The organism is Leisingera sp. ANG-M1, assembly GCF_000813745.1.
Classification (GTDB): Bacteria; Pseudomonadota; Alphaproteobacteria; order Rhodobacterales; family Rhodobacteraceae; genus Leisingera.
In genome coordinates this window covers 119195-143416 of sequence record NZ_JWLC01000007.1, presented here as the reverse complement: position 1 = coordinate 143416, position 24222 = coordinate 119195, and the positions used below count along the sequence as shown (strand labels likewise).

Below are 24222 nucleotides of genomic sequence, written 5' to 3'. Positions count from 1 at the left end.
ATGGCCGGACATTTGGGCGCCAAGCTTGGCTGCTTTGCAGTCATTTCCGACACGCATGTGAACCCCGAGGAGGACCGCTGCAATTCCCCTTTTCCAGTCAACAAACGCGCCAACCGCCGGTTCCGCCATGTGATCCGCGATCTCAACCAGCAGCCGGTTGATTTCGTAGTTCACACCGGAGACCTGGTGCATCCGGTGCCGGAAGCGGGTCCAGCCTATGCGCAGGCGGCGGAGGTCTACCGCGGCCTCACTGCCGAGCTGACCGTGCCGCTCCACGAGCTGCCAGGCAACCACGATATTGGCGACACGCCGATCAGCGGCGCGCCGGCCAGCCCGGCCACGGACAGTATGATCGAGGCCTGGACCCAGGAGTTTGGCGCCCAGTATCAGGCGTTTGAGGCTTATGGGATCAAGTTCGTCCTTCTTAACGCCCAGCTTATCAACTCCGGTCTGCCCAGCGAGGCGGCGCAGCGGGAATGGCTGGATGCCGAGCTGCAGCGAGCCAGCGGCCAGCGCATCATGCTGTTCCTGCACCATCCGCCCTACCTGATGGAACCGGAGGAGGGCGACCACTACGACAACACCAACCAGCCCGGCCGGGCCTGGCTGTTGGATCTGGTCCAGCAGCACGGGGTGGAGGCGATGTTTGCAGGCCACGCCCATAACTTCTGGTACGACCGCCTCGGGCAAACCGATTACTACATGGCGCCTGCCACCAGCTTTGTCCGCCAGGATTACAGCGAAATGCTGCGCGCCGCGCCGCCCGAGGACAGCGAGTTTGGCCGCGACGACAAGGCCAAGCTCGGCTATTTCCTGGTCACCGTCTACGAGAACGGTCACACCACCCGCATGATCCGCACCAACGGGGCAGAGGCGGGGGCAGAGGACAGCGTGCCGGCTCCGGCACTGCAGGCTGCGGATCCGCGCGGCCCCTCCCGTCCGGTGCTGGGTTTCGACCTGCGCCAGAACTGGGCCGAAGTCACCGAGGTGCCGCCCAGCGGCGGGTTGGACGAATTCGACCGCAAGCTGGTGCGCAACGACTACCCGCTGCTGGCGCTGCAGGAGATGGGGGTGCAGCACATCCGTATTCCGCTGACCGATCTGGCGGACCCGCAGCGCAGCAAGCGCCTCGCCGCGCTGAGGCATCTGGGGTTCGAGATCACCTTGTTCTCCTACGGCCCGGGCAGTGAGGCCGCGCAAGCGCTGATCCAGCGCCATACCCACCTGCTGACGGATTGGGAGGTGACGGTGGACTGGCCCGATTTCCCGGCGCTCTGGCCCGCCATCGCACAGGCGGCGGAGCGGGCAGGGCTGCCGGTCTATGTCTCCCGGATGCGCACCAAGGACGACGTGCGCCGGTCCGGCACCTATTTCCACGTCATCAACCACGGGTTTGCCGCGCAAGACCAGCTTATGCTGCAAGACCTCGCTGCAGCCGGAGCTGCCGGTGCGGTCTTCCGCCTCGGCTGCCAGGACCCGGTCCCGGAGATCCTGCAGCAGATTGAGCAAGCCTCGGCGGAGGCCGGAATCCGTGCCTCAGTCCACCTGCGGATGGGGGCAGACAACCCGGCTGAGGCGGTCACCGATACCGGGGTTCAGGCTGAGCGGCTGGCGCAAGCGATGCGCACAGCGGCGGCTCTGACACGCTCCCGGCTGGTCTGCGACACACTGGTCTCGGTCGACCGCGGCTACTTCCCGCGCACTGGCATGATCGACCGCTGCGGCAACCCGACTCCGCTGCTGGACGTGGTCAAAACACTGCATTGCCAGCTGGGTGGAGCAGGCGGAAACTGACCCAAGGCCCTGCCGTTCACGCACCGATTGCAGGGCGGCAGGCCGGTCCGACAGTCAGGCAGCGGCTCGCTAAGCTGCTGCCAGTGCTTGGTTATTCCTGCTTTGCATAGCCCCGATGTGCTGCCTGCATACCCTATGCGATATCGGCATTTCACAGTGCCGAGCCCAGCGGGTAGCGTTTGCGCCATAATCACAGGGGAGTATGCCTAATGACGAAATTTGTCAGAAGCCTGGCGGCCGCAGCCGTCGTGGCGGCAATGGCACCGATGGCCTATGCCGAAACCACCGTGCGCGTTGCCTATGACGCCGACCCGGTCTCGCTGGACCCGCATGAGCAGCTGTCCGGCGGCACGCTGCAGCTGTCGCACATGGTCTTTGACCCGCTGGTGCGCTGGACCCAGGACCTGCAGTTCGAACCGCGCCTGGCCGAGAGCTGGGAGCAGATCGACGGCACCACCATGCGCTTCAAGCTGCGCAGCGGCGTCACCTTCCACAGCGGCAACCCGCTGACCGCCAAGGACGTCGACTGGACCTTTGACCGCCTGAAGCAGAGCGACGATTTCAAGGGCATCTTCGCCCCCTTCACCGACGTTGAAGTTGTCGATGACATGACCTTCGACCTCAAGACCGCAGAGCCCTATCCGCTGGTCCTGCACACCGCGACCTACATCTTCCCGATGGACAGCGCCTATTACACCGGCACCACCGCTGACGGCAAAGACAAGGGTGAGATCGTCAAGCACGGCGACAGCTTTGCCTCGCGCAACGTTTCCGGCACCGGGCCGTTCATCGTGTCCGAACGTGAGCAGGGCGTGCGGGTGGTCTTCGACCGCTACGCAGACTATTGGGACACCGAAAGCGGCGGCAATGTCGACAAGATTGTGCTGACCCCGATCAAGGAAGACCCGACCCGCGTGGCGGCCCTGCTGTCCGGCGACGTGGACTTCATCGCACCGGTCCCACCGACCGATCTGAAGCGCGTGGCCGATGCTGACGGCGTCGACTTGATCACCATGCCCGGCACCCGCATCATCACCTTCCAGATGAACCAGAACCGGGTTGAGGCCTTCAAGGACGCCCGCGTCCGCAAGGCGATCGACTATGCGGTGAACAACGCAGGCATCGTTGACCGCATCATGCGCGGCTTTGGCACCGTCGGCGCACAGGCGAGCCCGGCCGGCTACCTGGGCTACAGCGAAGATTTCGCCCCGCGCTATGACCTGGAGAAAGCCAAGGCGCTGATGGCCGAGGCAGGCTATGCCGACGGCTTCTCGATCACCATGATGGCGCCCAACAACCGCTATGTGAACGACGACAAGATCGCCCAGGCGGTGGCCTCGATGCTGTCCAAGATCAACATCACCGTTGACCTGCAGACCATGCCCAAGGCGCAGTACTGGCCGACCTTCGACGAGCGCGCTGCGGACATGATGATGATCGGCTGGCACGCGGATACCGAGGACTCGGCCAACTTCCACCAGTTCCTGACCGCTTGCCCGGATGAAGCCACCGGCAACGGCCAGTACAACTCGGGCAACTACTGCAACGCCGAGGCCGACGCGCTGATGAACCAGGCCAACGCAGAAACCGACCCGGCCAAGCGCGCCGACCTGCTGCAGAAGCTGGAAGGCATCCTGTATGATGAGGCCGCCTTCATCCCGCTGCACTGGCAGAACCTGGCCTGGGGCGCAAAGTCCGGCATGAACTCCGCCGACATCGTGAACGCCCTGAACTTCCCCTATTTCGGTGACCTGGTTGTCGAGACCGGCAGCTAAGACACGCGAAAGACCCGGGCCGGTCTCCCCCGGCCGGCCCGGGACCCTTCAATAACAAGCGGCTGCCAAGGCCGTGCTTGCAGGATGTGCCGTTCCACGGAACAATGCACCTTGCGCCGTCAACAAACTCTACAAAGGTCAGGAAGATGTTTGCCTATCTCGCGAAGCGAGTGATTCAGGCGATAGCCGTGATGTTTGTCATCTCGCTCATCGCCTTCGCCATCCAGGGCAACCTGGGCGACCCGCTGCGCGAGCTGGTCGGGCAGTCGGTCTCGGAAGAAGTGCGCCAGCAGCTGCGCGATGAACTGGGGCTGAACGACAGCTTCGTGACCCAATACCTGCGCTTTGCCGGCAATGCGCTGCAGGGCGATCTGGGCACCTCTTATTTCTTCAAGGAACCGGCGCTGGACGTGATCCTGAAAAAGCTGCCCGCGACGCTGGAGCTGGTGTTCGGCGCCACCCTGATCATCGTCGGATTCTCGGTGCCGCTGGGCGTCTATACCGCGATCAAGCCCGACACCATCTTCAGCCGCATCATCATGGGCCTGTCGATCATCGGCATCTCGATCCCTGTCTTCCTGACTGCGATCCTGATGATCTTTGTCTTCTCGGTGGAATACGGCTGGCTGCCCTCCTACGGCCGCGGCGACACCGTGCATGTCTGGGGCTATTGGCAGACCAACTTCGCCACCGCCGACGGCTGGCTGCACATCATCCTGCCCAGCTTTGCGCTGGCCTCGATCATGCTGCCTCTGTTTGTCCGCCTGATCCGCGCCGAGATGATGGAAGTGCTGCAGTCGGAATACGTCAAATACGCCAAGGCCAAGGGCATCAAACCCTGGCGGATCTATTTCATCCACGCGCTGAAAAACACGCTTTTGCCAGTGATCACCGTGGGCGGTGTGCAGATCGGCACCATGGTTGCCTACACCATCCTGACCGAGACGGTGTTTCAGTGGCCGGGCATGGGCTTCATGTTCCTTGAGGCGGTGAACCGCGTCGATACCCCGCTGATCGTTGCCTATCTGATCGTTGTCGGCTTCATCTTTGTGGTCACCAACACCATCGTCGACCTGATCTACGGCCTGGTGAACCCGACCGTGAACATCGCGAGGATGGGCGCATGAGCACCGAAATGCTGAACTCGAAACAGCAGCCCTCGCGCTGGTCCAAGGCCTGGAACTCCAACATGGGCTACAGCTTCCGCCGCAACCCGGTGGCAGTGGTGAGCATGGTGGTCTTCCTGCTGATTGCGGCGGCCTCCTTCCTGGCCCCGCTTATCGCGCCTTATGATCCCTACGATCCGGCGCAGATCGACATCATGAATTCCGAGTATCCGCCGATCTGGATCAACGACTCGCTGCCCGAGTTCCTGCTGGGCACTGACGACCAGGGCAGGGACCTGCTGTCAACAATCCTCTATGGCACCCGGCTGTCGCTGCTGATCGGCATCTGCGCGGTGGCGCTGCAGGCCTTCCTGGGCATCTCTATCGGCCTCATCGCCGGCTATGTCGGCGGCCGTCTGGACAGCCTCTTGATGCGGCTTGCGGATATCCAGCTGTCCTTCTCGACCCTGATGGTGGCGATCATCTTCCTCGCCGTGACCCAGGCGATGTTCGGCTCAGAGACCTTCAACCGCTATGCCATCGTCTTCCTGATCGCGGTGATCGGCGTGGCCGAATGGCCGCAATATGCCCGCACCGTCCGTGCCACCGTGCTGGCCGAGAAGAAGAAAGAATATGTCGACAGCGCCCGGGTGCTGGGCTTTGGCCCGATGCGCATCATGGTGCGGCACATCCTGCCCAACTCGCTGTCGCCGATCTTTGTGATCTCCACCGTTCAGGTCGCCAACGCGATCATCTCCGAGGCCTCGCTCAGCTTCCTGGGCCTGGGCATGCCGCCCAGCCAGCCGTCGCTGGGCTCGCTGATCTCCTCGGGCTTCGACTACATCTTCTCGGGCAGCTGGTGGATCACCGCCATCCCCGGCGTGGTGCTGGTGGTGCTGGTCCTTGTCATCAACCTGCTGGGCGACTGGATGCGCGACGTCCTGAACCCGAAACTCTACAAGGGGTAACGCGATGAGCCTGCTTTCCGTTCGCGACCTCACCGTCAAATTCGCCATGCGCGACCAGACGGTCACCGCCCTCAACGGCATCTCCTTCGACCTCGCCAAGGGCGAGCGCCTCGGCATCGTCGGCGAAAGCGGCGCCGGCAAGTCGATCACCGGGTTCTCGCTGATGAACCTCCTCAGCCGCCCGGGCTATATCGACAACGGCCAGATCCTGTTCGAGGGTGAGGATGTCGTTCAAATGAACGACAAGCGGTTGCGCAACCTGCGCGGCAACCGGATGGCGATGATTTTCCAGGACCCGATGGTGACGCTGAACCCGGTGCTGACCATCGGCCAGCAGATGACCGAAACCCTGATGGCGCACCGCAAGCTCAGCCGCGAAGAGGCCCGTCAGATCGCCATCGTCAAGCTGCGCGAGGTCTATATCCCCTCGCCGGAGGAACGGCTGGAGCAATACCCGCACGAGTTGTCGGGGGGCATGCGCCAGCGGATCATCATTGCGATTGCCCTGCTGCTGGACCCGCAGCTGATCATCGCCGATGAGCCGACCACCGCTCTGGATGTGACCATCCAGGCCGACATCATGGAGCTGATGCTGGAGCTGTGCCAGTCCAACCAGGTCGGCCTGATCCTGATCACCCACGACCTGGGCGTCGTCAGCCAGATGACCGAGCGCACGCTGGTCATGTATGCGGGCCGCATCATTGAATCGGGCCGCACCCGCGAGATCATCAACGACCCGCAGCACCCCTATACCCAAGGGCTGATCAATGCGCTGCCGCAGCAAACCCTTCCGGGCCAGCGGTTGAAGCAGATCCCGGGCAACATGCCGGGCCTCGCCAGCATCCCCGCCGGCTGCGCTTTCAACCCGCGCTGCAAATACGCTACCGACCTTTGCCGCAGCCGGGTTCCGGAAACCGTGCACTACGGCGAGGTTGAGGTGGCCTGCCACGAGGTGCAGCGCCTGCACAGCGATGAAGACCGTCAGGAGGCACGGGCATGAAGGACGCCAAGACAGACCGCCCGCTCTTGGAGATCAAGAACCTGGAAAAACGGTTCGACCTCGACCACGGGTTCCTGGAGACGCTCAAGTTCAAGCAGGGCCGGATCGTGCGCGAGACCCGCTCAGTCCATGCGGTGAATAACATCTCGCTGGAGGCCAGCCGCGGCGAAGCACTCTGCGTGGTTGGCGAGTCCGGCTGCGGCAAGTCCACCGTTGCCCGTCTGGTGGCGGGTCTGCTGACCCCGACTGCGGGGGAAATCCACTATGGCGGCCAGCGCATCGACAGCCTGTCGCGCGGCGAGATGCAGCCGCTGCGCAAGAAGATCCAGATGATCTTCCAGAACCCCTATGCCTCGCTCAACCCGCGCATGACTATTCGTCAGGCACTGGAAGAACCGGTGCGCCATCACAATCCCGGCGCCTCGGCGGGCGAGGTGCGCGACAAGGTGACCGCGGTGATGATGTCGGTGGGGGTCGATCCCAGCTGGGCGAAACGCTACCCGCACGAATTCTCCGGCGGCCAGCGCCAGCGGATCGCCATCGCCCGCGCCCTGACCGTGGACCCTGAATTCATCATCGCGGATGAACCGATCAGCGCGCTGGACGTCTCGATCCAGGCGCAGGTGCTGAACCTGATGCTGGAAGCCAAGGAAAGCCGCGGCCTCACCTATCTGTTTATCACCCATGACCTTAGCGTGGTGGAGCACTTCGGTACCCGCGTCGCGGTGCTTTACCTCGGGTCGGTTTGCGAGGTGGCGGACACTAGGACGCTGTTCTCCAACCCGAAACACCCCTATACTCGGGCCTTGCTGTCCGCGGTGCCGCAGCTCAAGGACGACCGGCCGAACCATATCCGCCTCAAAGGCGAGATCCCGACGCCGATCAACCTGCCGCAAGGCTGCCCCTTCCAAAGCCGCTGCGCCTTTGCGGACGCACGTTGCAAGAGTGAAAAGCCCAAAGCCATTCACCAGCCCGATGGCAGCACTGTCGCCTGCCATGCTGTCGAAGAAGACAGGCTGGATGCGGTGGCCGCCGGTTAAGACGGGACGCCCAGTTGGACATCATCTGGCTCAAAGACTTCGAGGCTTTGGTCGCGTGCAAGAATTTCTCGCGCGCGGCCGAGGAGCGCAATGTCAGCCAGCCGGCCTTCTCCCGCCGCATCCGGGCGCTGGAGAACGAAATCGGCGTGCGGCTGATCAACCGCGAGACCCTGCCGTTGACGCTGACCCCGGCAGGGGAGGTGTTCCTGTCCCAGTCCCGTATCATGCTGCGCACCTATGAAGAAACCATCGAGCGCTGCCAGACCATTGACGCAGCCAGCGAAAACGTCATCCGCTTTGCCGCTTCGCAGTCGCTCTACATGACTCATTACAAGACCCTGATCGCGCCCCTGGCCAGCGAAGGGGGGCTGGACACCGACCTCAACTCCACCTCCTGGGCCGCCGACCAGTTCGTGAGCGCGCTGCAGCAGGGCTATTGCGACGTGATCCTGACTTACTGGCATCCGTCAATGGACTTCCTTGGACCGCTGGAAGTCGCCAATTTCGAATACCTGACACTGTCCACCGATCGCTATGTTCCGGTTTCCCGCACCACACCGGATGGCGCGCCGGAATTCGGCTTCAAGGAAGGTGCCAAGGACGCGGTGCCGCTCTTGTCCTATGGCGCGGTCTCTGCCCTGCGCTCGGTGCAGGAGTTCGCGCTGGACCAGCTGCTGCCCGGCCAGAAGGTCTTTGTGGTCAACCAGAACGCGCTCGCCAACAGCGTTAAGGCGATGATTCAGGAGGGCTTTGGCATGGGCTGGCTGCCACTCAGCCTATGCCGCGAGGAGATTTCCGCCGGGCGTTTCGGGATTGTCGACGAACGCCTGGCCACCGACTTGGAAATTCGCCTCTACCGCGACCCGCGCAGCACCAAGCAGACGCTGGACGTGTTGTGGAAGCAGCTGAAACGCTCGGCTTTGGAAACCGCCTGACCTTGAAAAGGGTTACACTCTCCCGGCAAGGATCGCCTCGATTGCCTTGACCACCGCGGCACGTTTGCCCGGGTCCAGCGCATCGGGGTGCGGTTGCGCAAACCCGCCGGTATCATTGTCAAAATACTGGCCGGAGGCCTTTGCGAAACTGTCAGACAGCGCTGCATCCTGCAGTACTGCGGCGCCAATGCCCAGATCGTTTCCCGCCACGCCAAAGCCTTCCCTGACCATTTTGCTGGCCAGCAGCGAGCCCGGGTTGACAGCAAGCATGACCGGGCTGCCGCTTATACCGGCCAGATGCAGAGACCACATCGTGAGAGCCAGCTTGCTTTGCGCATAGGCCTCCATCGCGGGCAGGGTGCCTTGGCCTGCTAGCGCTTGAAGATTGACCGGCGCTTGCGCTGCCGACGATAGGTTGATCACCCTGCCGCCGGAGCCCAGCAGCGGCCGCAACCGCTTGGCCAGCAGATAGGGCGCCACGGTATTGACGGCAAAGCGCACATCCAGCCCGTCCGGGGAGCGCGTGGCCTCTGTCTTGAAAATGCCGGCATTGTTGATCAACACGTCCAGCCGTTCATGCGCCCCGGCGGCAGCCTCCGCCAGGGCAGCGGTTTCCTTCAGATCGGACAGATCCGCAACGTATGTTTCCAAGCGGCCTGCGCCAGGCAGTGCTGCCAGCATTTGCGCCGTCTGCGCCAGCTTCGCCTCATTGCGGCCATGCAGCAAAAGGGTGTGGCCCTGGCCTGCAAGACGCTTTGCCGTTTCCAGCCCGATCCCGTCGGTCGCGCCGGTAAGCAGAATAGTTTTCATGCCTTTCCCCTTTGTTCACTCTTGCGGGATGGCCGGGCGGTTCAGCCCAGCTCGTCCTTGCCCTCGACCAGAAAATGAAAGCTCTCGGATCCTTTGCTGCGGGCGTTCAAATGAGGAGTATACTCCGCATCGTTCATGAAGCCGATTGCCGCTTCGCGGGATGGCCATTCGATGACGATCCGCAGTGCAGCAGGCTGGGCAGCGCCTTCCAACTGCTCATGGCTGGAGGTCCGGGCAAGGTAGGTGCCGCCGTACTGCGCCACCAGCCTGTTCGCTGCTGGCAGGTAATCGGGCACCCAGCCATCACTGGAAGGCGTGACGGCGAGTACAGAGTAATAGGCCATAGTTTTTTCCTTCAGTTACGCATGTTTGAGACGGGCGGTGTGCCTGCCTCCCGTTCAAAATCCCTCAAGAACGTTTTTGCCGATAACCCGGCCGCTCTCCTGAAGCATGTGGGCCTGCTTCAGCGTCTCCACACTCATCCGGCCAAGGTTGGCAGTCACGGTTGATTGCAGCCTCTCAGCGTCGACCAGTTCAGACACCCGGTTCAGCAAGGCGCGCTGCTGATCCATGTCGGCGGTCTGGTACATCGGGCGGGCAAACATGAACTCCCAGCTGAGGCTCAGCGCCTTCATCTTGATGGCCTTGATATCCAGCACTTCCGGATCGTCGATCAGCGCAATATGGCCGCGCGGCTGGATCAGCTCCACGATGCCGGCAAAATGCTCTCCGGTTCCCGAAAGCGATGCAACATAGCGCGGCTCCAGCCCCAGTGCCTTGACCTGAGGGGGCAGCGGCTCGCGGTGGGTAATCACGTGGTCGGCTCCCATGTTCCGGACCCAATCCGCCGTTTCCGGGCGCGACGCAGTGGCAATCACAGTAAGGCCGGTCAGCTGTTTTGCCAGTTGGATCAGGATCGAGCCAACACCGCCGGCCGCGCCGATGACCAGCAGGCTGTCGCCCTGGCCGCCGCCTTCGGCCAGCCGGAAACAATCAAACAGGATCTCCCAAGCCGTGATCGAGGTCAGCGGCAGTCCTGCCGCTTCGGCAAAGCCAAGCGTCTGCGGCTTACGCCCCGCGATGCGCTCGTCCACCGCATGCAGTTCGGCATTGGTGCCCTGGCGGGTGAAATCACCTGCGTAGAAGACCTCATCGCCAACCGCAAAACCGCTGACACCGCTGCCAACAGCGCGGACGATACCAGCCGCATCAAACCCAAGAGTGCGAAGGCCCTCAGGCTCCAGCAATGCGCGGAGTTTCACATCCACCGGATTGACCGAGACGCCCTTGACCTCAACCAGCAAGTCGCGCGGGCCGATTTCCGGCACTTCTGCCTCAAATCTGACCAGGGCTTCCGCTTCGGTGATGGGGCCGGTGTTCCGGTATCCAACAGCTTTCATGAACATGTCCTTTCATCTGGCGCCCTGCGCCTGTGTCCTTTCTGTCTCCCCAGGTATCACTTGTGAAAATTGGATAAAGGCGCCAAAAGTGAGTTCATAATTCGGATTTTGGAGATAATGCCGTGGATACTGACAGCGTGCGCCTGTTTGTGCTGGCAGCGGAGAAACTGAACATCAGCGCTGCGGGCCGGGCGCTGGGGATGGCGCCTGCGGTGGCCAGCGCCCGGCTTGCCAAGCTGGAGAATACGCTGGGGGCCGATCTGCTGCACCGCTCGACCCGCAAGGTGGTACTGTCGCTGGAAGGTGCGGAATTCCTGCCGTATGCACGCGAAATCCTGGCCCAGGAGGCAGCTGGCCGCGCTGCTCTGGGGCAGGGCAGCTCCGACCCCACCGGCACCCTGCGGTTCACCGCGCCCAGCACTTTTGCACAGCTTTACATTGCCCCGCAGCTGCCTGAATTCCTGCGGCTTTATCCCGGCATTTCATTAGATCTGAGGCTGTCGGATTCCCGCTTTGACCTGATTGAAGGCAGTTTTGACCTTGCCTTGCGCAATGCGGCGCTGGAGGACACCAGCCTCAAGGGGCGCAAGCTGGCCGAGGATACCCGCATTTTATGCGCCGCGCCGCAGTACCTGGAGGAGTACGGTCAGCCGCAAAGCCCGGCTGATCTTGTTGCGCACCAGCTGATCGCCTTTCAGGACCAGTCACCGCGCAGGCTGATCAGCGCCGAAGGGGCACAGGGGCTGTTCGATCCGGGGCAATCCGCGGGCCGCCTCATTCTTGATGACGGGCTGAGCCAGAAGCTGGCCACAATCGCCGGAGGCGGGATCTCCATCAACTCGCTGTGGAGCGTCCACCGTGAACTTGCTGACGGAACCCTGGTGCGGATCCTTCCTGAATACAGGATTGATGACCAATCGGTCCTGTGGCTGGTCTATCCCAAGTCGAACGTGCTGTCCGCCAAGGTCCGGGTTTTTATGGATTTCCTGCTGGACCGGATTGGCAGGGACCCGGCCTGGCTGAAGCCGGCCTAGGCCGAGGCCGCGATCAGGTCGCTGGCCTTCTCTCCGATCATGATCGCAGGCGCGTTGGTGTTGCCCGAGACGATCTCTGGCATGATCGAGCAATCCGCCACCCGCAGCCCGCGGATACCATGCACGCGCAACTCAGCGTCGACAACTGCGTCCTCGCCCTGGCCCATCTTGCAGGTGCCGGTGGGGTGGTAGATCGAGGCGGTGTTGCTGCGCGCCCAGTCCAGCGTCGCCTCGTAGTCGTCCATCGGCAGATCCGCGCTGGGGCGGAACTCCTCCGAGATCTTCGAGGTCAGCGGCGCGTGGCGGGCGATTTTGCGGGCGATGTTCACCCCGGCCACCACGGTGCGGCAGTCGGTTTCCGCCGACAGGTAGTTCGGGATGATCTTGGGGTAGGTATTGGGATCGGAGGACACAATCCGGATCTCCCCCTTGCTTTCCGGCCGCAGCTGGCAGACCGACATGGTGAAGGCCGAGAAGGGATCAGCACCTTTTCCCGGGTTCTCGGCCGACAGCGGCTGCACGTGGAACTGGATGTCCGGGGTCTCCAGATCGTCGCGGGTCTTCATGAACCCGGTGGCAAGGCTTGCCGCCATGGTCATCGGGCCAGCCCGGAACAGCGCGTATTTCAGGCCGATCTTGGCCTGGCCGAACAGGGTGCGGACTTCATCGTTCAGCGTCGGCTCGTTGCATTTGTAAACCAGCCGCGCCTGCAGGTGGTCCTGCATGTTCTTGCCGACACCATAGAGGTTCTTCTTCACCTCAATCCCTTGTTCGGCAAGCTGCGCGCCCTCGCCGATGCCCGACATCATCAGAATCTGGGGCGAGTTGATGGCGCCGCCCGACAGCACGATCTCGCGCCGGGCGGTGATTCTCTGGATCTGCCCCGCGCGGTCCTTGTACAGAACCGCCACGGCGCGGCCTTCCTGGATATCGACCTTCTGCACCATGGCGCGGGTGATGATCTGCAGGTTCTCACGCTTTTTCACCGGGTTCAGAAAGGCCACGGCCGCGCTGCAGCGGCGGCCATTCCGGGCAGTCAGCTGGAAGAAGCCGACGCCTTCCTGGCTGGCCCCGTTGTAATCCGGATTGAACGGATAGCCCGCAGCCTGCGCCGCGGCGACCCAGGCGTCAGTAATCGGGCGCTGAATGCGCATGTTGGAAACCGACAGCGGCCCGTCGCTGCCATGGAACTCATCCGCGCCGCGCTCGTTGTTTTCCGAGCGTTTGAACAGCGGCAGAACATCCTCCCAGCCCCAGCCCGCATTGCCCATCTGGCGCCAGCGGTCATAGTCCTGCGGCTGGCCGCGCACGTACAGCAGCCCGTTCAGCGAGGAGGAGCCGCCCAGCACCTTGCCGCGGGGCCACTCAATGGAACGGCCATTGAGACCCGGGTCCGGCTCGGTCTTGTAGCACCAGTCGACCGAGGGGTTATGGATCGTCTTGAAGTAACCGACCGGAATGTGGATCCAGGGATTGATATCCCGCCCGCCTGCCTCCAGCAGCACCACTTTGTTGTTAGGATTTGCGCTCAGCCGGTTGGCGATGACGCACCCCGATGACCCCGCTCCGATAACAATGAAATCTGCTTCCACGACCTTCTCTCCGCCCTGTGTGGAAAAAACTTCTATACAGATCGCAGGAAATAATCTAGATATTTTTGATACGAAACGTCTCAATAATTGATCTTAGGGAGGAGAATTATGGGGCTTACTAACAAACTGAGCCGTATTTCGCGGCGGGATCTGTTCCGTGTAGCAGGGACTTACGGGATGAGCTCGACCCTGCTTGCGGCAGGCAGCTTTGGCGGGGCGATGAGCCTGGCGAATCTCGCCTCGGCGGCCGAATCGACCTACGAGCGGCGCTTTTCCAAGCCTGCTAAACACACGCTGAAATTCGGCGCCTCGGGCTTTAATGCGCGCAACCTGCTGATCGAGCGGGCCGGCGCCTTGGAGTTTGCACGCGACCTGGAAGCTCGGACGGATGGGGAGATCCGGATCGAGTTCATCGGTGACAACCAGATCTGCGGCCAACTGAGCTGTGTTGAGAAAACCCAGCAGGGGATTGTCGACATCTATGCCGCCTCGACCCAGAACTCGGCTGGCGGCGCGCCTTATCTGAACGTGCTGGACTATGCCTTCATGTTCCCGGGCCGCGCTTCGCAGTATCATTTCCTCTATCACCCCAAGAGCCAGGAAATCCTGCGCGACCCGCTGGAGAAACGCCACGGGCTGAAATTCCTGTTCAGCCACTGTGAGCTGCGCGGCATCCAGCTGGGCCTGAAGTACAAGGACGCGCCCACCATCACCAAGCTGGAGCAGCTGTTCGGCACCAAGAACCGCGTGACCGGAACCCAGCTGGGCCGCATCGCCATGAAGGCGCTGAACCTGAACCCGGTGCCGGTGGCCTGGGAAGAAACCCTGGACGGCCTGAAACAGGGTCTGATCGACGGCGCCGAAACCTGGGCCTCGGCTGTGGCCTACGCCAACATGTCACCGGTGGTCAGCCAATCCGTCGACCTCAAATTCTTCTGCGGCACCGAGCACACCTCGATGTCGGCGAAGGTTTTTGATGGTCTCGAAGGCTACCTGCAAGACGCGGTGATGGAGAGCGCCTATTGGGCTCAGGCCCATGTGCAGGCGGCCAACGAGGCGGCGCTGGTCAAGACCGTGGGCTTCTCGGACCCGCAGCTGCCAGGCACCATGTTCGTCGAGCACAACGTGCGCCCAGCCTTCCTGCCGGATAGCGAGATCCGCATGGCCGAGGAAATGTGCTCACCCGAGTTCCAGCCGCAGCTGTGGGAGCAGTGGCGCGACCGCCTGAACAAATGGGCCGGCGGCATCGACACTTACCAGGAAATCTACAACATCGCGCGCGAAGTCGACAAAGACATGAAGCCCGAAAACGTAGAGCCCCGCCGCTGGTGGAAAGGCTGACCAGCACTTAGGCTGAAACGATCCGTTCCCCGGCGCTGCTACAGGCGCCGGGGAACGCCCCTCCGGACGGGAGACCGGAGGTTTCATGGGAGGAACGAATGACGCTCTGGTCTGATATCAGTGCGATTTTCAGCGCGTTTGCATCGCAGGACAGCTGGGAAATCCGCAATGCCTTGGAAAGCAATGCAGCCTGGGTGCTGGGCACCGCCGCCGCCGCCATCGGCGGCCTTGTGGTGATACTGATCTACAAGCTGGTGCCGCTGCTGGACCGGCATCTGGAGCGCACCATCATGGTGTGGAGCTACCTGGCGATTGCCTTCATCATTTTCTGGGGCGTGATAGACCGCTTCGTCTTCAAAAACCAGGAGCCCTGGTCCACCACCATTCCGCCCTTGCTGTTCATGGTGATGGCCTGGTTCGGAGCTGCCTTTAACGTCAGGCTCCGCACGCATCTGAGTTTCTCTGAATTCCGCACCATCATGCCCCGCTGGGCCCAGATGGGCTGCCTGGCATTGGACGCAGTGCTGTGGTTCGGCTTTGCCGTCATCGTCTTTGTCACCACCACCCGGCTGACCGCGCTGTCGGCCTCCAACTTTCAGATCGTGCTGGGCACTGACAGCGTGCTGCAATGGTGGTTCCTGATCACCGCGCCCTTGTCCTTTGTCCTGATGATCGCCCGGGTTTTTGAAAACCTGGCTGACGACATCCGCAACTACCGCAGCGGTGAACCGCTGATCAAACAGGCCGTGATCGGAGGAGACGTGTAATGGATACCGGAACCTGGGTCACGCTGATCTCGCTTGGGGTTACCTTCCTGTTCATGCTGGGCGTACCGGTGCTGCTGGTCATCGGCTATTGGGTCATCGGCTGCTCCTTTGTGCTGGGGCTGACGCTCGACAACATGGGCGCGGAGCTGCTGAACGTCTTCAACAAGGGCTTTGCTCTTCTGGCGATGCCGCTGTTCATCCTGACCGGCGACCTGATCAACCAGTCAGGGATTGCGCGGCGCCTTTCGGACTTCGCCTATGCCTGCCTTGGCTGGATGCGCGGCGGGCTGGCGATGGCCTCGCTTGGTGCCTGCGGTTTGTTTGCCGCAATCTCCGGCTCCAACTCAGCCACCACCGCCACCATCGGCTCCATGCTGCACCCGGAAATGGTCAAGGGCGGCTATGACGAGCGTTTCTCGGCTGCCACCGCCGCCGCGGGCGGAACCGTGGGCATCATCATTCCGCCGTCGATCATCTTCATCGTCTACGGCTTCCTGATGAACCTGCCGATCTCGGACCTGTTTGTGGCCGGCATCCTGCCGGGCGCAATGATGGTCATCGGCATGCAGCTCGCCTGCTGGATCATCTGCTACCGCAACGGCTGGGGCTTCCTGATCCCGCTGCAGCTGACCCGGGTGCTGAAAACCGCCTTCGGCGCCTGGCTCGGCTTCTTTGCCATCGGCCTGGTGCTGTGGGGCATCTACACCGGCAAATTCTCCCCGACCGAGGCCGCAGGCGTCACCGTCGGCTTCTGTGTCATCGCAGGTGTTCTGTCCTGGGTGGTGACCAAAATCACAGGTGCCAAGACGGACAAGACCTGGGAGGAGAAGTCTTATGCCGAGATGCTGGTTGTCGAAGGCTTCACCATCCCGCAAATCCCCTCGATCGTGGTGCGTTCAGCCCAGATCACCGGCATCCTGGCACCGCTGATCGCGATCTCGGTGGTGATGCAGCAGATCCTGTCACTCTTGGGCGCGCAGCAGACCATCGGTGATTTCGTCACCTCGATGGGTGGCTACCATGCGGTGCTGTTCACCTCGATGGTCATCGTGTTCTTCTCGGGCATGGTGCTGGAAAGCCTGCCGGTCACCATCATCCTGGCCCCGATCCTGGCCCCCATCGCGGCCTCGGTCGGTGTGGATCCGATCCATTTCTCGGTGATCTTCCTGGTTGGTGCCTCCATCGGCTTCATCACGCCGCCTTACGGGCTGAACCTCTACGTCGCATCCGGTGTTACCGGTGTTCCGTATTTCCGACTGCTTCGCTATACCGTTCCTTACCTTGCAGCCCTGATCGGGGTCTGGGTACTGGTCTCTCTGGTGCCTGACTTCGCCCTGGTGCTGCTGCCCAACAAGTAGGGAACAAGCGGCCATGGCAGAGGACGCGTCAGACAAGAAAGAGGGCCAGCTCCCCACCAACCTGCGACTGCTGGTACTGCTGGAGGAGGTGGCCCGGCGCGGGGTGGCGGTGAAGCCGGCCGAGATGATCGAGGCCATGGGACTGCCCAAGCCGACCGTCCACCGCCTGATGCAGACCGCCGAAGCCGAAGGTTTTCTGCAGCGCGACCTTGACGGGCGGGCCTACGGGCCCGGCCCGCGGCTGCGCAAGCTGGCCTTGAACACAATGTCCTCGGAGCATCTGCGCACCGCCCGCCTCAGCATCCTCAAAAGCGTGGCCGAGGATTTCGGTGAGACCTGCAATCTGGCGACACCGGACCGCGAGGGGATGATCTACCTCGACCGGGTCGAAACCAAATGGCCATTGCGCATCCAGCTGCCGATCGGCACCGAGGTACCCTTCCACTGCACCGCCAGCGGCAAGATGTATCTCTCCACCTTGAAATCCAGTTCGTTGGAGGCGGTGCTGCGTTCGCGCGCGCTGCCGGCCATGACAGAGCAGACACGAACGGATCCGGATGCTCTGATCGAAGAGCTGGAGGAGATCCGCCGCCGGGGCTATTCCACGGATGAAGAGGAATTCATCGCCGGTATGGTCGCGGTTGCCGTACCGGTGCTGGATGCCCGGAACCGGCTGATGGCCACTTTGTCGATCCACGCCCCGGTGCAGCGCCGCAGCCTGGAGGATCTGATAGGGTTCCTGCCGTCGCTGCAGGAAGCGGCTGCCGAACTGGCCAATCTGTCCTGACAGGCTGATCCCGGCGGCTCTGCTCAGGTTCTGCAATAGAAAAGGCCCCGGCAGATACCGGGGCCTTTCTGCTTTCTTCGCTGGATCAGGCGTTCTGCGCGCTGTCCGCGTGGGTGATGACGTCGGGCTCCAGATCCCAGATCTTGCCGTCCAGGCCGTCGATCTGGTCATCTTCCGAGACCCGCAGGCCCACGGTCCGCTCCAGGATGAAGCTCAGGATCAGGGCGGTGACGACACCGGTGCCGATGCAGGTTGCGGTGCCAACCAGCTGCATCACCAGCGAAATCTCACCATGCTGGAAGGCATAGGCGCCTTCTTCGATGCCGAAGAAACCACCGCGCGGGGTGCCGGCCTTGAAGATGCCCAGCATCACCATGCCCAGGGTTCCGCAGCCCAGGAACAGAGGGAACAGCTTGTGCTCGTCGATGCCGCGCTTGAGGGTGAACTCATAGACGATGAAGGCTGCAAACGGCGCCACCAGGCCGACGGTGAAGGCCTGCCAGGGCAGGTAGACGTCAAAGCCCGACGCACCCGCAACATAGCCCGCAAGCGGACCCAGCAGGGTATAGGCATAGTTGCCGGAGGCATAGGCAATCACCAGGCCGGTGACCGCACCGCCTGCCCAGACCAGAGCATAGTTGTTGATGGCAATGCCAACGCTGGTGTCGGCCATGGTGACACTGATTGCCAGCGCTTCCGGATCAAAGAAGAACAGGCAGGACAAGATCACCATCGGCAGGCCGGCAAAGATCAGCAGCAAGCCGGGGGCGCACAGGCCGATGCTCGGTGCCAGGTACTTCGACACCCGCGGATGCGGGGTCATCATGCCCGGACGGGCGCCCAGCTTGGGGGTGAACACCAGCGCCATGCCGGCCGGGAACAGGTAGACAAAGCCCACGCCGAAGAAGTCGTGGAAGCCTGCGTTGGTCAGCGGACCGACCGAACCCCAGGTGGCCCAGCTCAAGGCCGACGAGACCACAGCCGCGACGACACAGGTGATGAAATAGGCCGAGGCCTTCATCCGCTCGGACACGGCAAAATGCAGCAGGATGTTGATGATGCCCGCAAACACAGCCAGGAAGAACACGAAGATCTGGAATGTGTTCAGCCCCGGGAAAATTGCCGGATCAACATGGTGCGCCACCGAATTGGTCATAGCGCCGCCAAGCCACCAGTCCTTGATCGAATCCATCATGGTTGCGTCCGCCATGATATAGTACTGGCCCGCCCACAGGCCAAAACCGATCACGTAATAGGTTGCGAAGCCCAGGAAAAAGCCAAGCGTCTTTTCGATGGTGGAGTTGAAGAGGTTCCTGCGCCGTGCGGTGCCCGCGTCGATCAGCAGAAGCCCGACAACCACCAGAAGCGCCCCGACGACGCCCGAAGCATACAGAATGTTCTGTACCAGCGAATTCAGGGTGACCTGCTGAGCATATATTGTGCTCACGTCCAATGACATTACCAATTTCCTCCCGGTTTATTTGTCATCGCGCCGATTTTTTCTCTATCGGCTTGGTTTGGCCGGCAGGCAGCGCTCATGAGAGCGCCGCTCGCCGGTCCGCAGTGCGCCAGGCGGGGTCAAAGGGGAGTGACTGGCCCGGCTAGGAGGAATGATGGGGAATTTAATGTACTTTACAAAGACATTTTTTCACTTGTGGAAAAAATGTTCACTCTCAGTACGCATATGGCCAAGTTGATGCCGCATCTCATGAGGGTGAGGGGGCGGCGTGCTTGGATATTAGGCTAAGCGGATTGGTTTTGAAAATAAAAAAGGCGCCTTGCGGCGCCGATTTTTTGGTCGGAGTGAGAGGATTCGAACCTCCGACCCCTGCCTCCCGAAGACAGTGCTCTACCAGGCTGAGCTACACTCCGACCGTGGCGCGTGACTAAACGCCAGCCGGGGGATTTGCAAGGCCTATTTCGGAGTATTTTCCCGGGTGGAGCGTTTTTTCAGGATCACCGAAATATTCATGCCGCCGTTGGTCACGGCACGGCTGCGGGTGCGCAGAACCGGGGTGTTGGCAGACCGGCCGCCGCGGGATTCGCGGATCACGATAAAGACGCCGCTGAGGATGATAATGGCCGCGCCCAGCAGCGTTGAGACGTCCAGTGGCTCGCCAAACAGAAGCACACCGGAGACCGTTGCCCAGATGATCTGGGAATACTGCATAGGCGCCACGATGACGGCCTCGCCAAGCGTGTAGGCCTGAACCAGAAGCAGCATTGCAACAAATCCGAGAACGGCAATGACTGCGAGGCCGGCCAGACCGGTACCGCTCATGGGGACGTAGACGAAGGGCAGGGCCAGGCCCGTCATCAGCAGTGTCACGAGCATAGGGTACAGCATCAGTACCACGCCGCGTTCGCAATTGCTGAGGCGGCGCAGAATGACAGACTGCAGCGCCGTTCCAAACGCCGCTGTCAGGGCCGCAGCATGGCCCAGCCCCAGTTCCGTTCCGTCCGGGCGCAGCACGACGAGAACTCCGGCAAACCCTGCCACGACCGCCAGCAGCCGCGGCAGGCCCACCTTTTCTCCCAGCAGGGGGATGGCCAGTAGGGTAATCAGCAGCGGCGAGGCAAACAGCAGGGCATAAGTCTGCGCCAGTGGCAGCACCGAAAAGGCATAAAACGCGCTCACTGGCACCACCGACATCGCCAGAGACCGGAGGGCGGTCCAATACGGGTGCCTGGGCCGCAGGTTTCCCGGGCTGGCATCCCGCACCATGAGAAGTGTCAGCAACGGAAAGGACAGCAGGATGCTGAAGAACACGATCTGAAAGGCCGGCACGTTCCCGCTGACGAACTTCACCACCACGTCATGGGCTGAAAACAGGGCAAAGGCGCTCAGCGCTAAAAGGGCAGCTTTGGAGTTCATGGAAGCCAGGGCAATGGATCGGGAAGAACAAGTTTAGCGCTACCGGCCGCTTGGCCGCAACGCAAGTCAAGAATGCAGGCGGTGTTCGGGAGAGCGCGGCAGCGCACCGCGAGCAGCAAAAGAAAAAGGGCCGGAATGTCCGGCCCTTTCCCTTGTTTCGTGATGAAACGCCGTGTCAGAGGCTTGCGTCCAGCGCTGCAATCACAGCATCGCCCATCTGGCTGGTCGAGACCGGCTCGACGCCTTCGCTGGCCAGCAGGTCCGCGGTGCGCACGCCGTCGGCCAGCACCTTCTCGATTGCAGCTTCCAGGCGGCCGGCCTCTTCACCCTGGTCAAAGCTGTAGCGCAGCGCCATGGCAAAGCTCAGGATGCAGGCGATCGGGTTGGCCTTGCCCTGGCCCGCGATGTCGGGAGCGGAGCCGTGCACGGGTTCATACAGCGCCTTGGGGCGGCCGTTTTCCATCGGCGCGCCCAGCGATGCGGAGGGCAGCATGCCGAGCGAGCCAGTCAGCATCGCGGCACAGTCGGACAGGATGTCGCCGAACAGGTTGTCGGTCAGGATCACATCGAACTGCTTGGGCGCGCGCACCAGCTGCATCGCACCATTGTCAGCATACATGTGGCTGAGCTCGACTTCCGGATAATCCGCTGCAACACGGGTCACCACCTCGCGCCACAGGATACCGCTCTCCATCACATTGGCCTTCTCCATCGAGCAGACCTTCTTGTTCCGGCGCATCGCCAGTTCAAAGGCGGAGCGGGCTGCACGTTCGATTTCGGACTCGGTGTAGCGCTGGGTGTTGATACCGACGCGCTCATTGCCTTCCTCGAAGATGCCCCGCGGCTCGCCGAAGTAGACGCCCGAGGTCAGCTCGCGCACGATCATGATATCCAGACCGGCGACGATGTCCTTTTTCAGCGAGGAGAAATCCGCCAGTGCGTCAAAGCACTGCGCCGGGCGCAGGTTGGAATAAAGGTCCATCTCCTTGCGCAGGCGCAAGAGGCCGCGCTCGGGCTTCACCGAGAAGTCCAGATCGTCATAAGCCGGGCCGCCAACAGCGCCCAGCAGCACCGCGTCGACTTCCTGCGCCTTGGCCATGGTCTCATCCGCCAGCGGCTTGCCGTGCTTGTCATAGGCCGCACCGCCGACCAGATCCTCGCTCACATCGAACTGCAGGCCGCGCTTGTCGCCGAACCATGAGATGACCTTGCGCACCTCGGTCATGACTTCGGGGCCGATCCCGTCGCCGGGCAGAATCAGAATCGATGGGTTGGGCATGGGGATCCTCCTAAAAACAGCTGGCACGGGCGTAGCGGGACAGCGGCGCAGGGTCAATAACAGCCCCGGGAAATATGGGGTTATGCAGGGGAATTGCTGAGCTTTGCAGACGCCTAGTCGAAAGCGATATCGACCCAGACCAATCGGTGCCGGCTGGCTTTGGCGGCAGCGGCTTCCGGATCCTCCGGCCACACAACGCCGCTGCCGGCAACAGTCAGCCCGGCCGAGGGCAGCACATAGTCAACCCGCATCTGTCCAACGCCCTGCCACTCCACCGTGGCTGTGCTGCCCCCGGGACTTTCCGGGCGCGGGTCCTGCAGGCGTGGATCGCCGAGCAAATTGCGGATTGCAGGTTTCAGCCCCTCACCGCGCTCAGGGTCGAGATTGGCATCCCCGGCAATGACAAAATCCCCTTTCGGGGCAAGCCCCAGCTGACCGTCCAGCAGCAACTGCCACAGGCGGATTTCGTCTCGGTTGCGGCGGCCGTTGCGGTCCTCGGGCCCGTCAAAGACCGGCGGAGCGGCGTGGAATGTCATCACGTTCAGCCGCCCGCCATCCGGCAGCGCGACCGGCACCAGCCAATGCGTGGTGGAGGACAGCCGCTGAACAGCCAGCGCTTCAGGTGACGGAAAGGGAGAGCCATCCGGATGCCGCGGCAGCAGCGCGCCGGGCAGGTCCTGCCACAGCAGTTCTGAAAAGTCGCGGAGGCCGTCGCGGTCCACTGGCAGCCGCGACATCAGTGCGATCCCGCCCTGGCCGCGGAACCGCCCGTATCCCTGATTGTCGCGCGGGCCTCCGTTCCGCCCATCGCCATCCAGGTCCAGAGGCTCCGGCGGCGGCAGGCCGGCGTTGGGCTGCAATGACACCAGATGCGGATAGGGAGCGCCTGCTGCTGCCAGCGCCTCTGCCAGGGCGGCCAGGGCACGGCCTTCGTAGTCCCAGTCGATTCCCTGCAGCGCCAGAATATCGGGTTGCGACGCGGCTATGACCTCCACAACCGCAGCAATCTGCGGGTCCTTGCCGCGCTGGATATCGCGCAGCAGCAGGCCGGGGCCGTCGCGGGAGAGTTCGGTGTTGAAGGTGGCGATGCGCAGCGTTTCCGCCCGGGCCGCTCCGGCGGCAAGGATCAGCAGAAGACAGCCCGCCAGCCGCCTCATGCGGTCTGCATTGCCTCATTTGCGTCCAGGCTGGCGGCGCGCCGTTTCTGCGCGATCAGCCCGGCGATGCGCAGCATTGCCATGCCGCGCATGACCATCGAGGCAGGCACCAGTGCCCAGCCGCTGACCGCCCAGACCAGCATATGCGGTGCGGCGAGCATGGCCGGATCAATCAGCCCGGTGGCAAGTTTGACCGCGGCGGGCAGCGCAAAGGGCAGCAGCACACCGCAGATGATGTTGATCCGGGCATCCCGCTGCAGCCGCTGCACCACATCGCCGCCAGTGGTGGGATCGAACAGCGGCAGATTGATCCAGACATTGAAAGCACCGCTGCCGACCGGCCAATGGCCGACCCGGATCACCAGCGCAAAGACCGCAATTGCCGCAACGGCGGCGGCACTGGCCAGCGCGGCGGCATCGCGCACCATCAGCACTGTGGCCTCAGGCACCTGCGGCGGCATCATCAAAACGGCGAGCTGTACCGGTGAAAACGCAAATTCCAGCTGGCTGCCCAGCCAGCCGCCCAGCTGCTGCACCAGGGCTGTCAGCCCGGTCGGCGCCAGCGGGTGTGCGGCCAAAAGGCTTAAGCTGCCGACGGTGGCGGCAAAGGCGGCAAACCGCATCCGGTTGATCGGCGGCGCGCTGCGGAATTCCACGAAGCTGGGGAAATGGGAATAGTATTCGGCAAAGGCAAGCGCCGCGCCCAAGAGCGCGATAAAGACGATGATCTCGGGCGACTCGGTGGCCGATGCCGGCAGAATCAATGACGGCATGGCAAACAGCATGGCCACCAGTATGCCGCGGAACGCCGCGCCTGTGATGCGTGCAAACACGTCTACGTTTCCCTTCAAACCGGACCGGGCGTTTTTTCTCCCTGGTTCCGGCTTTGAAGCCCCCCGGATTGAATCGGGGTGCTCTGCCTCATTTTTGCCCCATTCTTGCCCGCCGGCATCTTTCCGCTCAAGGGCTGGCAGCCGGACAAGCGGCACATTCGCTGCAGCACTGGTGCGGGATTGCATCAGCGTTTTGGTTGAATTTGAGAGGCTTGGCCGTGCGGACACCAGATGATGTGCCAGCCGCGCCACAGCGCACAAGGGGGCGGCGCCATTTGAATTACGGCGGAAATGCGGCGCGAATCTGGCGTGCTGGCCAAAAAAGAGCCGCCCGGGCAGGGCGGCTCTGAAGCGCTTGCAGAGGCTAAGCC

General features: G+C 62.4%; 21 protein-coding genes and 1 tRNA gene. 12 read left to right on the top strand and 10 right to left on the bottom strand.

Features of this window, described 5'->3' with window-relative positions; translation table 11 throughout:
• The 7 genes from RA19_RS06140 (at position 1) to RA19_RS06110 (ending at position 8618) form a co-directional block, all read left to right on the top strand.
• The gene (locus tag RA19_RS06140) at positions 1 to 1794 is read left to right on the top strand and encodes a metallophosphoesterase family protein (protein WP_052261666.1); all 1794 of its coding nucleotides are present in this window, start codon (positions 1 to 3) and stop codon (positions 1792 to 1794) included.
• Positions 1795 to 2003: 209 nt separating this feature from the next.
• Positions 2004 to 3569 (top strand): ABC transporter substrate-binding protein, encoded by a 1566-nt coding sequence (locus RA19_RS06135; RefSeq protein WP_039160643.1) that lies wholly within the window; start codon positions 2004 to 2006, stop codon positions 3567 to 3569.
• A gap of 146 nt (positions 3570 to 3715) precedes the next feature.
• Positions 3716 to 4696: an ABC transporter permease gene (locus RA19_RS06130; RefSeq protein WP_039160640.1), complete on the top strand. Its 981-nt coding sequence runs from the start codon at positions 3716 to 3718 to the stop codon at positions 4694 to 4696.
• Positions 4693 to 5643: an ABC transporter permease gene (locus RA19_RS06125; RefSeq protein ID WP_039160638.1), complete on the top strand. Its 951-nt coding sequence runs from the start codon at positions 4693 to 4695 to the stop codon at positions 5641 to 5643. Before RA19_RS06130 ends, RA19_RS06125 begins: the two co-directional genes overlap by 4 nt.
• Positions 5644 to 5647: 4 nt before the next feature.
• Positions 5648 to 6643 (top strand): ABC transporter ATP-binding protein, encoded by a 996-nt coding sequence (locus RA19_RS06120; protein ID WP_039160635.1) that lies wholly within the window; start codon positions 5648 to 5650, stop codon positions 6641 to 6643.
• Complete coding sequence (locus tag RA19_RS06115; protein ID WP_039160633.1) at positions 6640 to 7683, top strand: ABC transporter ATP-binding protein; 1044 nt, start codon at positions 6640 to 6642, stop codon at positions 7681 to 7683. The genes RA19_RS06120 and RA19_RS06115 overlap by 4 nt, the downstream gene beginning before the upstream one ends.
• Before the next feature lie 14 nt (positions 7684 to 7697).
• Positions 7698 to 8618: a LysR family transcriptional regulator gene (locus RA19_RS06110; RefSeq protein ID WP_039160631.1), complete on the top strand. Its 921-nt coding sequence runs from the start codon at positions 7698 to 7700 to the stop codon at positions 8616 to 8618.
• A gap of 12 nt (positions 8619 to 8630) precedes the next feature.
• Here RA19_RS06110 and RA19_RS06105 read toward each other — a convergent pair whose 3' ends face one another.
• The 3 genes from RA19_RS06105 to RA19_RS06095 are packed head-to-tail and all read right to left on the bottom strand — an operon-like array spanning position 8631 to position 10828.
• Positions 8631 to 9428, bottom strand: coding sequence for an SDR family NAD(P)-dependent oxidoreductase (locus tag RA19_RS06105; RefSeq protein ID WP_039160628.1), 798 nt, complete (start codon positions 9426 to 9428; stop codon positions 8631 to 8633).
• Between the two features lie 41 nt (positions 9429 to 9469).
• Positions 9470 to 9772, bottom strand: coding sequence for a DUF1330 domain-containing protein (locus tag RA19_RS06100; RefSeq protein WP_039160626.1), 303 nt, complete (start codon positions 9770 to 9772; stop codon positions 9470 to 9472).
• 54 nt (positions 9773 to 9826) lie between these two features.
• The gene (locus tag RA19_RS06095) at positions 9827 to 10828 is read right to left on the bottom strand and encodes a zinc-binding alcohol dehydrogenase family protein (RefSeq protein WP_039160830.1); all 1002 of its coding nucleotides are present in this window, start codon (positions 10826 to 10828) and stop codon (positions 9827 to 9829) included.
• 122 nt (positions 10829 to 10950) lie between these two features.
• Between RA19_RS06095 and RA19_RS06090 the strand changes: the two genes are divergently transcribed.
• Entirely contained in the window at positions 10951 to 11862 is a 912-nt protein-coding gene (locus RA19_RS06090; protein ID WP_039160624.1) for a LysR family transcriptional regulator, read from the top strand.
• Here RA19_RS06090 and RA19_RS06085 read toward each other — a convergent pair.
• A complete protein-coding gene (locus tag RA19_RS06085) occupies positions 11859 to 13454 on the bottom strand; it encodes a GMC family oxidoreductase (protein ID WP_039160622.1) in 1596 nt (531 codons plus the stop codon). The two genes, RA19_RS06090 and RA19_RS06085, sit on opposite strands and share 4 nt — an antisense overlap.
• A gap of 108 nt (positions 13455 to 13562) precedes the next feature.
• Here RA19_RS06085 and RA19_RS06080 point away from each other — a divergent pair, with 108 nt between their 5' ends.
• The 4 genes from RA19_RS06080 to RA19_RS06065 all read left to right on the top strand — a co-directional run bounded on the left by RA19_RS06080 (position 13563) and on the right by RA19_RS06065 (position 17707).
• Positions 13563 to 14795 (top strand): TRAP transporter substrate-binding protein, encoded by a 1233-nt coding sequence (locus RA19_RS06080; protein WP_039160620.1) that lies wholly within the window; start codon positions 13563 to 13565, stop codon positions 14793 to 14795.
• 98 nt (positions 14796 to 14893) lie between these two features.
• The gene (locus RA19_RS06075; RefSeq protein ID WP_039160618.1) at positions 14894 to 15562 is read left to right on the top strand and encodes a TRAP transporter small permease; all 669 of its coding nucleotides are present in this window, start codon (positions 14894 to 14896) and stop codon (positions 15560 to 15562) included.
• Complete coding sequence (locus RA19_RS06070; protein ID WP_039160615.1) at positions 15562 to 16920, top strand: TRAP transporter large permease; 1359 nt, start codon at positions 15562 to 15564, stop codon at positions 16918 to 16920. The genes RA19_RS06075 and RA19_RS06070 overlap by 1 nt, the downstream gene beginning before the upstream one ends.
• A 13-nt stretch (positions 16921 to 16933) precedes the next feature.
• Positions 16934 to 17707: an IclR family transcriptional regulator gene (locus RA19_RS06065; RefSeq protein ID WP_039160613.1), complete on the top strand. Its 774-nt coding sequence runs from the start codon at positions 16934 to 16936 to the stop codon at positions 17705 to 17707.
• Positions 17708 to 17792: 85 nt separating this feature from the next.
• Here the strand turns inward: RA19_RS06065 and RA19_RS06060 are convergent, their stop codons facing one another.
• From RA19_RS06060 to RA19_RS06035, 6 genes are all read right to left on the bottom strand, one after another.
• The gene (locus RA19_RS06060; RefSeq protein ID WP_039160610.1) at positions 17793 to 19166 is read right to left on the bottom strand and encodes an ammonium transporter; all 1374 of its coding nucleotides are present in this window, start codon (positions 19164 to 19166) and stop codon (positions 17793 to 17795) included.
• 336 nt (positions 19167 to 19502) lie between these two features.
• Positions 19503 to 19579: transfer RNA gene (locus RA19_RS06055), tRNA-Pro, on the bottom strand.
• Positions 19580 to 19622: 43 nt separating this feature from the next.
• On the bottom strand, positions 19623 to 20582 hold the full coding sequence (locus tag RA19_RS06050; protein WP_039160607.1) for a DMT family transporter: 960 nt from the start codon (positions 20580 to 20582) through the stop codon (positions 19623 to 19625).
• 175 nt (positions 20583 to 20757) lie between these two features.
• Positions 20758 to 21861 (bottom strand): 3-isopropylmalate dehydrogenase, encoded by a 1104-nt coding sequence (gene leuB / locus RA19_RS06045; protein ID WP_039160605.1) that lies wholly within the window; start codon positions 21859 to 21861, stop codon positions 20758 to 20760.
• 113 nt (positions 21862 to 21974) lie between these two features.
• Entirely contained in the window at positions 21975 to 23018 is a 1044-nt protein-coding gene (locus tag RA19_RS06040) for an endonuclease/exonuclease/phosphatase family protein (protein ID WP_039160601.1), read from the bottom strand.
• Entirely contained in the window at positions 23015 to 23851 is an 837-nt protein-coding gene (locus RA19_RS06035; protein ID WP_039160600.1) for a hypothetical protein, read from the bottom strand. The genes RA19_RS06040 and RA19_RS06035 overlap by 4 nt, the downstream gene beginning before the upstream one ends.
• Positions 23852 to 24222: the final 371 nt, after the last annotated feature.

Excerpts from the sequence above, each read along its gene's own strand:
- RA19_RS06140 (WP_052261666.1), top strand. The coding sequence starts at position 1 with ATGGCCGGACATTTGGGCGCCAAGCTTGGCTGCTTTGCAGTCATTTCC.
- RA19_RS06135 (WP_039160643.1), top strand. The coding sequence starts at position 2,004 with ATGACGAAATTTGTCAGAAGCCTGGCGGCCGCAGCCGTCGTGGCGGCA.
- RA19_RS06130 (WP_039160640.1), top strand. The coding sequence starts at position 3,716 with ATGTTTGCCTATCTCGCGAAGCGAGTGATTCAGGCGATAGCCGTGATG.
- RA19_RS06125 (WP_039160638.1), top strand. The coding sequence starts at position 4,693 with ATGAGCACCGAAATGCTGAACTCGAAACAGCAGCCCTCGCGCTGGTCC.
- RA19_RS06120 (WP_039160635.1), top strand. The coding sequence starts at position 5,648 with ATGAGCCTGCTTTCCGTTCGCGACCTCACCGTCAAATTCGCCATGCGC.
- RA19_RS06115 (WP_039160633.1), top strand. The coding sequence starts at position 6,640 with ATGAAGGACGCCAAGACAGACCGCCCGCTCTTGGAGATCAAGAACCTG.
- RA19_RS06105 (WP_039160628.1), bottom strand. The coding sequence starts at position 9,428 with ATGAAAACTATTCTGCTTACCGGCGCGACCGACGGGATCGGGCTGGAA.
- RA19_RS06100 (WP_039160626.1), bottom strand. The coding sequence starts at position 9,772 with ATGGCCTATTACTCTGTACTCGCCGTCACGCCTTCCAGTGATGGCTGG.
- RA19_RS06095 (WP_039160830.1), bottom strand. The coding sequence starts at position 10,828 with ATGAAAGCTGTTGGATACCGGAACACCGGCCCCATCACCGAAGCGGAA.
- RA19_RS06080 (WP_039160620.1), top strand. The coding sequence starts at position 13,563 with ATGGGGCTTACTAACAAACTGAGCCGTATTTCGCGGCGGGATCTGTTC.
- RA19_RS06075 (WP_039160618.1), top strand. The coding sequence starts at position 14,894 with ATGACGCTCTGGTCTGATATCAGTGCGATTTTCAGCGCGTTTGCATCG.
- RA19_RS06070 (WP_039160615.1), top strand. The coding sequence starts at position 15,562 with ATGGATACCGGAACCTGGGTCACGCTGATCTCGCTTGGGGTTACCTTC.
- RA19_RS06065 (WP_039160613.1), top strand. The coding sequence starts at position 16,934 with ATGGCAGAGGACGCGTCAGACAAGAAAGAGGGCCAGCTCCCCACCAAC.
- RA19_RS06060 (WP_039160610.1), bottom strand. The coding sequence starts at position 19,166 with ATGTCATTGGACGTGAGCACAATATATGCTCAGCAGGTCACCCTGAAT.
- RA19_RS06050 (WP_039160607.1), bottom strand. The coding sequence starts at position 20,582 with ATGAACTCCAAAGCTGCCCTTTTAGCGCTGAGCGCCTTTGCCCTGTTT.
- leuB (WP_039160605.1), bottom strand. The coding sequence starts at position 21,861 with ATGCCCAACCCATCGATTCTGATTCTGCCCGGCGACGGGATCGGCCCC.
- RA19_RS06040 (WP_039160601.1), bottom strand. The coding sequence starts at position 23,018 with ATGAGGCGGCTGGCGGGCTGTCTTCTGCTGATCCTTGCCGCCGGAGCG.